Source organism: Nocardiopsis sp. EMB25 (assembly GCF_026797795.1).
In the GTDB taxonomy this organism is placed as follows: Bacteria; Actinomycetota; Actinomycetes; order Streptosporangiales; family Streptosporangiaceae; genus Nocardiopsis; species Nocardiopsis lucentensis.
On sequence record NZ_JAMTDN010000001.1, the window covers coordinates 190,887 to 202,470 of the forward strand.

General features: G+C 73.0%; 2 protein-coding genes. Both read left to right on the forward strand.

Annotated elements, in window-relative coordinates:
- Window positions 1–343: 343 nt before the first annotated feature.
- Window positions 344–8,395, forward strand: a complete 8,052-nt coding sequence (locus tag KIK06_RS00905) for a type I polyketide synthase (RefSeq protein ID WP_268641511.1) — start codon at window positions 344–346, stop codon at window positions 8,393–8,395.
- Window positions 8,382–11,576: a type I polyketide synthase gene (locus KIK06_RS00910; protein ID WP_268641512.1), complete on the forward strand. Its 3,195-nt coding sequence runs from the start codon at window positions 8,382–8,384 to the stop codon at window positions 11,574–11,576. The genes KIK06_RS00905 and KIK06_RS00910 overlap by 14 nt, the downstream gene beginning before the upstream one ends.
- The last annotated feature ends 8 nt before the right edge of the window (window positions 11,577–11,584 follow it).

The window sequence follows — 11,584 nt, forward strand, 5'->3', positions numbered from 1 at the left end:
ACACATAGCGATGAGTGGTGCTGGTGCGCCTCTTATGTGTGGTGTGTCCGGCGCCCGTGGTTTCGGTCCTCCTCCTACTGGCCGAACGGTGTCGGCTAGGAAGGATGCCCCATGTCCCCCGGAGTCTTCCCCCCTCGCTCCCTCCGTCTCGGCGGTAGCTGTGGTGGCGTGCTCTGAGACAATTTTGGACGAAGCTGTCGACACACTCCCGATAATCCATTCTGACCTGCGAAAAACGTGACCAGGCGCGTGCATCTGCACGGGACACGAAGCCGGTCCCCGCGCCGTTGTGAGTCCTCGTCCACGCACCACGTGAGGACGAAGCGTGATCGGAGGGAACACGATGAGCAGTAACCACGCGTCCACCGCGCCGAAGGTCGCGGACACCCCCGTCGCGGTCGTGGGAGTGGCGTGCCGTCTCCCAGGAGCGTCGACCCCGGAGGCCTTCTGGAGACTGCTGTGTGAGGGACGGGAGTCCATCACCAGGCCGCCGGAGCGCCTGGGGGCCACGGTACCCGAGCGCGATCACCGCTGGGGAGGCTACCTGGACCGGGTCGAGGACTTCGACGCCGCCTTCTTCGGCATCTCGCCGCGTGAGGCCCTGGCCATGGATCCCCAGCAGCGGCTCATGCTCGAACTGGGCTGGGAGGCGGTGGAGAACGCCCGGAACGCGCCCGATGCCCTCCGTGGGACGGCCACCGGTGTGTTCATCGGGGCCATCGCCTCCGACTACGCGCTCCTCCACCAGCGCGAAGGCACGACTGTCGGCCACCACACCCTGACCGGGACCCAGCGCGGCATGATCGCCAACCGGGTCTCCTACACGCTCGGACTGTCCGGGCCGAGCCTGACGGTGGACAGTGGGCAGTCCTCTTCCCTGGTGAGCGTGCACATAGCCATGGAGAGCCTGCGCCGGGGCGAGTGCGGTGCCGCCCTCGCCGGGGGGGTGAACCTCATCCTGACCCCCGAGAGCACCGAGAGCGTCGCCCGGTTCGGCGGGCTCTCTCCGGATGCCCGCTGCCACGCCTTCGACGCGCGCGCCAACGGTTACGCGCGAGGTGAGGGCGGGGCCGTCGTGGTTCTCAAGCCCCTCGACCGCGCCCTGGCTGACGGCGACCGGGTCCACGCGGTGCTTCGCGGGAGCGCGGTCAACAACTCGGGGAGCACCTCCTACCTGGCCCGCCCCGACGTCAAGGGACAGGAGGCGGTCCTGCGCGCCGCCCTGCGGCGGGCCTCAGCGGACACCTCCCAGGTCGGCTACGTCGAACTGCACGGAACGGGGACCCCGGCGGGAGACCCGGTCGAGGCGGCCGCCCTCGGAGCGGTCTTCGCCCCGGGCCGGGCCGAGATGCTCCGCGTCGGATCAGTCAAGACCAACATCGGTCACCTGGAGGGTGCCGCGGGCATCGTCGGTCTCGTCAAGACCGTGTTGAGCGTGGCGCACGGTCAGCTACCCCCGACGCGCAACTTCGAGTCCCCCCACCCCGACATCGACCTCGCCCGCCTGCGCCTGTCCCTTCAGACCGGTCGGGAGCCCTGGCCCGCCGACGCGCCGCTGGCCGGGGTCTCCTCCTTCGGGATGGGCGGGACCAACTGCCACGTGATCGTGGGTCCTCCGCCGCCGCACCAACCCGACACCAGCGGCAAGGGGGTCGGGGAGGGCACTCTGGACCCGGTCCCGTGGGTGCTCTCCGCCCGTTCGGAAGCCGCGCTACGCGCCCAGGCCGCTGCCCTGCACGCGCACGTCTCGGCGCGACCGGGGCTGCGTGCCGAGGACGTGGGCCTGTCCCTGGCCACCACCCGCACGGTGTTCGAGCACCGTGCCGTGATCCTCGCTTCCGGCGGTGGCAGCGGCGCGCGTGAACTGGAGTCCGTGCGCCTGGAACGGCCCCCTGAGTCCGCTGCCGACGGCCCCGGCCCGGTCCTGGTCTTCCCCGGCCAGGGTGGCCAGTGGGCGGGCATGGCACGTGATCTGCTCGACGGGGACGGTCCGCTCGCCCAGGCGTTCACCAGGAGGGTGCTGGAGTGCGAGCGTGCTCTGGCCCCCCACGTGGACTGGTCACTCGTCCACGTGCTGCGGGGCGACCCGCACGCACCGTCGTTCGTCGGTCCCGGAACCCGGGTGGACGTGGTGCAGCCGGTGCTGTGGGCCGTCATGGTGGGTCTGGCCGAGGTGTGGGCCGAGTTGGGGGTGTGCCCCGCCGCGGTGATCGGTCACTCCCAGGGGGAGATCGCCGCGGCGTGCGTGGCCGGTGCGCTCAGCCTGGAGGACGCCGCCCGCGTCGTGGCGTTGCGGAGCCGCGCGCTGACCGCGCTCGCCGGAACCGGGGGTATGGCCTCGCTCGGTCTGTCCCGGGAACGGGCCGAGGAGTTGGTCGCGGCGACGGACGACCTGTACCTGGCCGCAGTGAACGGCCCTGACTCCGTGGTGGTCTCCGGCGCCCCCGTGGCCGTGCGCCGAGCCGTGGAGGCCTGCCTGGACAACGGGGTCCACGGGGCCCTCGTCGACGTCGACTACGCCTCCCACTCCGCGCACGTGGAGCGCCTCCGCGACGTCCTGGCCGAACTGTTGGCGGGGCTCGCTCCGCGTCGTCCGCGGGTGCCGTTCCTCTCGACCCTGACCGGTGACCGGCTGGCCGAGGACGACGCCGTCCTCGACGCCGAGTACTGGTACCGCAACCTGAGCCAGACGGTTCGGTTCGCCGAGGCGACAGAGGCGGCCGTCGACGCCGGCCACACCACGTTCATCGAGGTCGGGCCGCACCCGGTGCTCGCCTACGCGATCGAGCGGACCCTGACGGACCGCGGGATCCAGGGCAGAGTGCTCAAGACGCTGCGCCGAGACCGGGGCGACCAGGCCCAGCTGCTCACAGCGGCGGCCAGGGCCTTCACCTACGGGCTGGACATCGACTGGGGCCGTCTGTTCTCCCGGACGAACGCGCGCCCGGTCGATCTGCCCACGTACCCCTTCCAACGTCGGCGATTCTGGCCCGGGACCGCGCTCGCGGGTGAACCCGACAGCCCGGACTCGTTCGCACGGGCCTCCGGGCCGGGAGGCGACGGGGTGGGCGGGACGCGTGCCCTGGTCGCGGCGCTGTGCGCGAGGGTCCTGGAACGCGCAGCCCTGGGCGAGGCCGACCACGACCGGGCCTTTCGGGACCTCGGCTTCGACTCGATCATGCTCCGAGAACTCGGAGCCAAGGTGGGCGAGGAGACCGGTGTCCGCATGGACGCCACCGTCCTGTTCGACCTGCCCACCCCCGCGGCGCTCGCCGCCCACCTGGACTCCGTCCTGGGCGGGGAGGCACACGGAGCGGACCGGACCGACCCGGCCCCGCCCCGCCCCGAGGCCGCCTCCGCCGCCGGTGTCCCGTCCGAGGACGACGATCCGGTCGCCATCACCGCGATGGCGTGCCGCCTGCCGGGCGGGGTCGGCTCCCCCGAGCAGCTGTGGCGGCTCGTCGAGGACGGCGTGGACGCCATCGGCGACTTCCCGGACAACCGCGGCTGGGACCTGGCGGGCCTCTACGACCCGGAGCCGGGCGTCCCCGGGCGCACCTACACGCGCTCGGGCGGGTTCCTGTACGACGCCGACCTCTTCGACCCCGACTTCTTCGGCATCAGCCCCCGTGAGGCCGACGCCATGGACCCCCAGCAGCGCCTGCTGCTGGAGACCTCCTGGGAGGCGATCCACCGCGCCGGGCTGTCGACCGACGCCCTGCGCGACCGGCAGGTCGGCGTGTTCGTCGGGGCCATGCCCACCGAGTACGGTTCCCGACTGGCCGATCCGGGAGCGGGCGGCGACGGCGGATACCGCCTCACGGGCAGCACCCTGAGCGTCGCCTCGGGGCGTGTCGCCTACGTCCTGGGCCTGCGCGGCCCCGCCCTGACCATCGACACGGCGTGCTCGGCCTCCCTCGTGGCGCTGCACCAAGCCGTCGCCGCGATCCAGCGCGGCGAGTGCGAGATGGCCCTGGCGGGCGGCGCCACCGTCATGGCGACCCCCGGCATGTTCCTGGAGTTCTCCGCTCAGCGCGGCCTCTCCCCGGACGGGCGGTGCCGCGCGTTCGGCTCTGGTGCCGATGGGACCGCCTGGGCCGAGGGGGTCGGCATGCTTCTTCTGGAGCGCGCCTCCCAGGCGCGTCGCCACGGGCGGCCCGTGCTGGCCCTGGTCAGGGGCAGCGCCGTCAACTCCGACGGGGCCAGCAACGGGTTGACCGCGCCCAATCGGGAGGCCCAGGAGCGGGTGATCCGGCAGGCCCTGGAGACCGCGGGTCTGGCACCGCACGAGGTCGACGCGGTGGAGGCACACGGGACCGGGACCCGGCTGGGCGACCCGATCGAGGCGCGTGCGCTGAGCTCGGTGTACGGGCGGGGCCGTGAGCCCGGATCCGAACTGCGGTTGGGGTCGCTCAAGTCCAACATCGGCCACGCCCAGGCGGCCGCCGGGGTGGCCGGGGTGATCAAGACCGTGCAGGCGCTACGGCACGGGCGACTTCCCCGCACCCTGCACGCGGACGAACCCACGGACAGGGTCGGGTGGAGGGACAGCGGCCTGCGCCTCCTCCGGGAGGCGGAGCCCTGGCCCGACACCGGGCGGCCCCGCCGGGCGGGCGTCTCCTCCTTCGGGATCAGCGGGACCAACGCACACGTGGTGCTGGAGGGCGTCGCCGACGAGGGCGCCCCCGTCACCGTGCCGGACGACCCCTTCCGACGCGTCCGCCACTGGGCCGTGCCGAGCCAGCCGCGACCCGCCGCCCCCGAGCCGGAGCGGCTGCCGTGGCTCGACGACGGTCTGTCGCTGGCGGACGGGCGGACGGTGTTCACCGGACGGATCGACCCCGCCGACCACCCCTGGGTCCACGACCACGGCCTGCTGGGCCGCGTCGTCCTGCCCGGCACGGCCTATGTGGACCTGGTCGCTCGTGCCGCGGACCGGGTCGGCGCGGGAACCGTCGCCGAGCTGGCGCTGGAGGCGCCGCTGGTGATCGTCCGCGAGCGGGCCGTGTCCGTTCAGGTGACCGTGGGTCCCCGCGACGCTGGCGGGTGCCGGGAGGTACACGTCCACGCGCGCCCCGGGGACGCGGGGGACACCACGTGGACACGCCACGCCTCGGGTTTCCTGGACCCGACGGCCGCACTCACGGAGAAGGCCGCTCAGGTGGCGCCCGTCCCAGACTCCGACGCCCAGGTGGGCACGGCCGACTACGCACTGTTGGAACGGCGCGGCCACGTCTACGGCCCCGCGTTCCGGGGACTGCGGGCGGTGCGGCGGCACGGTGCGGAGATCCTCGCCGAGGTGGTCGCACCCGACGTCCTGGACATGGCAGTTCCCTTCCACGGGCCGCACCCGGCGCTGCTGGACGCGGCGTTGCACGCGGCGCTCCTGAGGGGCACCTCTGACGAGCGGACCCTGATGGTTCCGTTCACCTGGACGGGCGTGCGGCTGGCCGCCGTCGCGGACGGCGCCGCCCCCCGGCTCCTCCGCGTGCACTGCGTCGAACTCGGCTCCGGGCGCTACCGCCTCGCGGTGTCCGACGAGCACGGCACCGCGCTCGTCTCCGTCGACGAGGTGGTCCTGCGACCCTTCGACCGGGATTCCCTGCCCGAGCCGGGACCCGGCGAACTGCCGCAGCTGTACGAACTCAGGTGGCGCAGGGCGGACGTGCCCGATCCGGATGTGTCGGTACCGAGCGGGCTGCCTGACCTGGCCTCCCTCGGACCGGACGATCCCGTGCCCCCGGTGGTTTCCACCGAGCTGCCCGCCGCGGCCGTCTACACGGAGGACGCCTCCGTGCCGGACGCGGTCCGGGAGGGGATCCGATTCGTGCTCGACACGGTCCGCTCCTGGTTGGCCGACGAGCGGTTCGCGCACGCCCGCCTTGCCGTGGTGACCTGGCGCGCGGTGTCCACCGGCCCGGACACCCGGCTCACCGGTCTGGCCGCCTCCCCCGTGTGGGGTCTGCTGCGGACCGTGCAGCGGGAGCACCCCGGCCGGATTGTGCTCGTGGACTCGGACGGCTCGGAGGACTCGCACCGGATGCTGGCCGCGGCGGTCGGCCTGGACGAGCCCCAGCTGGCCCTGCGATCAGGGACGGTTCTGGTACCCCGTCTGGTCCAGGCCGACGCCGCGTTCGAACCGCCCGTGCCCATGTGGCAGTTGTCGACCGACGAGACCGGGGCATTGGAGGACCTGGACGTCGTGCCCGCACCCGAGATCGGCGTGCCGTTGGGCCCCCAACAGGTTCGCATCGCCGTACGGGCCGCCGGGGTGAACTTCCGTGACGTCGCGGTGTCCCTGGGAATGGTCGACCATGACGGCCGTCTGGGCATCGAGGGCGCCGGGATCGTCCTGGAGACCGGTGAGTGCGTGGACGACCTGGAACCTGGGGACCGGGTGGCCGGGATGTTCGGCGGAGCCTTCGGCCCGGTCGCCGTCGCCGACGCCCGCAGGGTCGCGCGTATGCCGGACGGATGGAGCTTCGAACAGGCCGCGGCGGTTCCCGTCGCGTACCTGAGCGCCTACTACGGGCTGGTGGACGTGGCCGCGGTCCGTCCCGGTGAGAGTGTCCTCGTGCACGCCGCGGCCGGCGGCGTGGGAACGGCGGCTGTGCAGCTCGCCCAGCATATGGGTGCGCGCGTGTTCGGTACGGCCAGCCCGCACAAGTGGGCCGGGCTGGCGGAGTACGGGCTCACGGAGGACCGACTGGCCTCCTCCCGCACTCTGGAGTTCGAACAGCGGCTGATCGCCGCCAACGACGGTCGGAAGATGGACGTCGTCCTCAACTCGCTGAGTGGGGAGTTCGTGGACGCCTCCCTCCGGATGCTTCGCGTCCCGAGCGACGGCGAAGGTCCCGGGGGGCGCTTCGTGGAGATGGGAAAGACCGACCCGCGGTCCCGGGAGGAGGTGTCCGTGGTCTACCCGGGCCGCGATTACCAGTCCTTCAACCTGCCCGAGGTCGATCCGGAGAGGATCGGACAGATACTCGTCCGGGTGCTGGAGCTGTTCGCGAGCGGTGCCCTCAAGCCCCTGCGCACCACCGTCGACGACGTGCGGCGGACCGGGCGGGCACTTCACGAACTGCAGCACGGCAAGACCGTGGGCAAGCTGGTCCTGACGGTACCGACTCCCTTCCCCCAGGAGGGAACGGTCCTCGTCACGGGCGGAACGGGGACGCTCGGGCACAGGCTCGCCAGGCACCTGGTCACCGGTTACGGCGTCCGGCACCTGCTGCTCATCAGCCGCGGCGGCCCCGAGACCGTGGGGCAGGACGCCCGCACGGCCGAACTGGAGGCGCTCGGAGCCCGAGTAGACGTGGTGGCGTGCGACGCCGCGGACCGGAAGGCCCTCGAACAGGTCCTGGGACGGATCCCCGAGGACCGCCCCCTCCGGGCGGTGGTCCATACGGCCGGTGTCCTCGACGACGCCACCGTCGCGTCGCTCTCCGGCGGGCAGGTCGACCGCGTGCTGCGCCCGAAGGTCGACGCCGCCTGGAACCTGCACGAACTGACGACCGACGAGGAACTGGGAGCGTTCGTGCTCTACTCGTCGGCCGTCGGGGTCCTGGGCAACCCGGGGCAGGCGAACTACGCGGCGGCCAACGTGTTCTGCGACGCCCTGGCCCACCACCGCCGTGAGCGAGGCCTGCCCGCCGTCTCCCTCGCCTGGGGTCTGTGGGGCGAGTCCAGCGGGATGACGTCCCACCTGGGCGACAGGGACATCGGCGTGCTCGGCCGCGGCGGACTCCTGCCGATGCCGACCGACCCGGCCCTGGCCAAACTGGACGCGGCCCTGCATCACGAGGCACCGGTGCTCGTGCCCGCGCTGCTCGACACCGAGGGCGCGGCGGACCTCCCGGTGCTGCGGGAGGTGGCCCGACCGGGCGGGACCGGGGCGGGTGAGGGACCGGCGGTCCGGGAGGAGCCTCCGCTGCTGCCCGAGCGTCTCGCGGGGCTTCCCGAGGCCGAGCGCGGTCGGCTGATCCTCGCGCAGGTGTGCGCCCACACCGCCGTCGTCCTCGGCCACGACGGGGACGACGGTACCGCCAGGATCCCCGTCGACCGCCCGTTCAAGGAACTCGGACTGGACTCCCTCACCGGAGTCGAACTGCGCAACCGCCTGAGCGCGGCCACGGGCGTGCGTCTGCCCGCCACCGCCGTGTTCGACCACCCCACGCCGCGGGCCATGGCCGACCTCGTCGCCGGGCTGCTGTTCCCTGGCACACCCGATGTTCCGAGGCAGGGGCACCCGGCAGACGCACCCGTGCCCAGTGGGGACGCGGAGCAGGAGGAGGAGATCGACACCATGAACGTTGACAGCCTCGTCGAGTTGGCGCTCCAGGGGCGGCCATCATCCGCGACCGGAGGACAGGAGTCCGCTGATGACCAACGATGACGGGCGTCTCGTCGCCGCACTCAGGTCGGCCCTGAAGGAGAACGCCCGCCTGCGTGAGGAGCGTGACCGGGCCGTGCACGGGGAGCCGGTCGCCGTCGTTGGCATGGCGTGCCGCCTTCCCGGAGCGGTCGACTCCCCCGAGGCGCTGTGGACGCTTCTCTCGGAGGGCGGTGACGCGGTCGGTGAGCTTCCCCGGGACCGGGGCTGGGACCTGGATGAGCTGCTCGGGGAGGGCCCCGGAGGAGCGCGTTCGGTGATGCGGGGGGGAGCGTTCCTGGGCGACGCCGCCGCCTTCGACGCGGGGCTGTTCGGGATCTCGCCCAAGGAGGCCGTCTCCATGGACCCGCAGCAGCGGCAGCTGCTGGAGGTCAGCTGGGAGGCGGTGGAGAGGGCGAGGATCGCCCCCTCGACCCTGGCGGGCACCGACACCGGTGTGTACGTGGGGCTGACCGCGCAGGAGTACGGTCCCCGCATGGCCGACTCCGTGGAGGAGGGGCTGGCCCTGACCGGTACCCTGCCCTCCGTGGCCTCCGGCCGCATTGCCTACACGCTCGGGCTGCACGGGCCCGCGTTGACGGTCGACACCGCGTGCTCGTCGTCACTGGTCGCCATCCACCAGGCCGTCCGCGCGCTGCGGGACGGTGACTGCTCCATGGCGCTCGCCGGGGGCGCGGCGATCATGGCCAGTCCGGGCCTGCTCGTCGAGTTCACCCGCAAGGGCGGGCTCTCCCCGGACGGCCGTTGCCGGGCCTTCGGCTCCGGCGCGAACGGCACCGGCTTCTCCGAGGGCGCGGCGATGATCGTCCTGGAACGGCTCTCGGACGCCCGCCGCTCCGGCCACCCCGTCCTCGCGGTGATCCGCGGGAGCGCGGTCAACCAGGACGGTGCCTCCAACGGACTGACCTCCCCGAGCGGACCCGCCCAGAGCCGGGTCATCCGAAGCGCGCTGGCGGACGCCGGCCTCGCCCCGGAGGAGGTGGACGCGGTCGAGGCACACGGCACGGGCACGGTCCTGGGCGACCCCATCGAGGCGTCGTCCGTCGTGGAGGTGTACGGCCGGGGCCGCCGGGACGGTCAGTCCCCGCTGCTCCTGGGCTCACTCAAGAGCAACGTCGGGCACACCCAGGCCGCGGCCGGGGTGTCCGGGGTCCTCAAGGCGGTGCAGGCGTTGCGGGCCGGACTGGTCCCCGCGACCCTGCACGCCGAGGAACCGACACCCCACGTGGACTGGGAGCGGAGCGGGGTCGCCCTGGCAACCAGTACCAGAGAGTGGCCGGAGGTCGATCGCCCCCGGCGGATCGGGGTGTCCTCGTTCGGCATCAGCGGGACCAACGCGCACATGATCATCGAACAGGCTCCGCCCGAGCAGGAGCGGGGGACCGGCCCCGGGCCGCGGCCGCACCGGGGGCCGGTCCCCTGGCTGGTCTCGGGCCGAACCGACACGGCCCTGCGCTCGCAGGCGGCGCGGCTGGCCGCGTCGCGGGAGGTGACCGCCGACCCCTTCGACGTCGGCTACTCCCTGGCCGTCACCCGGTCCGCGCTCGATCACAGAGCGGTCGTGGTGGGCGCGGACACGGAGGCCCTGCTGCGCGGACTGCGCGCGGTCGCCGTCGGCGAACCGGCGCCAGGGGCCGTCACCGGTCGCGCCGCCAACCCCGCCGTGACCGCGTTCCTGTTCTCTGGGCAGGGTGCGCAGCGCGCGGGAATGGGGCGCGGCCTGTACGAGGCCTTCCCCGCCTTCGCCGAGGTGTTCGACGCCGTGGTGGAGGAGTTCGACAGGCACCTGCCCCTTCCTCTCAGGGACGTCATGTGGGCCGACGAGAGCGCCCCGGAGCACAAGTCCCTGACGCAGACCGCCTTCACCCAGGCCAGTCTCTTCACGTTCGAGACCGCGCTGTACCGGCTGCTGGAGTCCTGGGGGGTCCGGCCCGACTACGTTGCCGGACACTCAATCGGCGAGATCACGGCCGCGTACGTCGCCGGGGTCATGTCCCTGTCCGACGCGGCCGCCCTGGTCGCGGCGCGTGGAAGACTCATGCAGGCGCTCCCCTCGGGCGGGGCCATGGCCGCCCTCCAGGTGGGCGTGGCGGAGGTCGAGGAGGTCCTGACCGACGTGGGCGGTGGCGCGTGCGTCGCTGCGGTCAACGCCCCGGACTCCGTGGTCGTCTCCGGGGAGGAGCGGGCCGTCACCGAGGTCACCGCCAGGTTCTCCCGGCGCGGGTTCCGAGCCAAGCGCCTGGAGGTCTCCCACGCCTTCCACTCCGCCCTCATGGATCCCATGCTCGACGACTTCCGGGCCGTCGCCCGACGCGTGCGGTACGAGCGGCCGACCATCCCGCTGGTGTCCAACCTGAGCGGTGTCCGTGCGGGTGAGGAAGTGTGGTCACCGGACTACTGGGTGCGGCACGCCCGCGAGACGGTGCGCTTCTCCGACGGCGTGGACTTCCTGAAGGGCGAGGGGGTGACCGCGTTCGTCGAGGTCGGGCCGAACTCCGCCCTGACGTCCATGGTCCAGCCCGTCCTCGGACACGGGGACGGGCGGCGGGCGGTCGCCCTTCTGGGCACACGGCGTCCCGAGCCCGACAGCCTCGTCACCGGGCTGGCGGAACTGCACGCCGTGGGCGTCCCCGTGGACTGGTCGACCTACTTCGACGGGGCGAACACCGTCGACCTGCCGACCTACGCCTTCCAACACCGTCGCTACTGGCTGGACACCCCTTCGTCCGGCCGGGCCGCCGTGGTGGGGGACCCCGGGCCCGACCACGAGGACACGCCCGACGCGTCCGCCGAGGCACAAGCCCTGCGGACACGTCTGGCCGCGATGCCCGCTGCGGTGAGGGAGGAGGAACTGCTGGAGACGGTCCGGCGCGAGAGCGCGGTCCTGCTCGGCCACGACGATGTCCGTGAGGTCCCCGCCGACCGGGGCTTCCTCGACCTCGGCTTCGACTCCCTGACGGCGGTACGGCTGGGTTCCCGGCTGAGCGCCCTCACCGACCTGGACCTGCCCACCACCGTCCTGCTCGACCATCCCAGCCCGCGTGCCGTCGCCGCCCACCTGGCGGCCGAACTGGACGGCGGAGTCGGCCCGGTGCCCGAGGGCACCGCGGAGGAGGGGGGAGGCGCCCAGGACGTCGACAGCGTGGACATCGACGACCTGATCCGCATGGTCTACGAGAAGTGACACCGGGC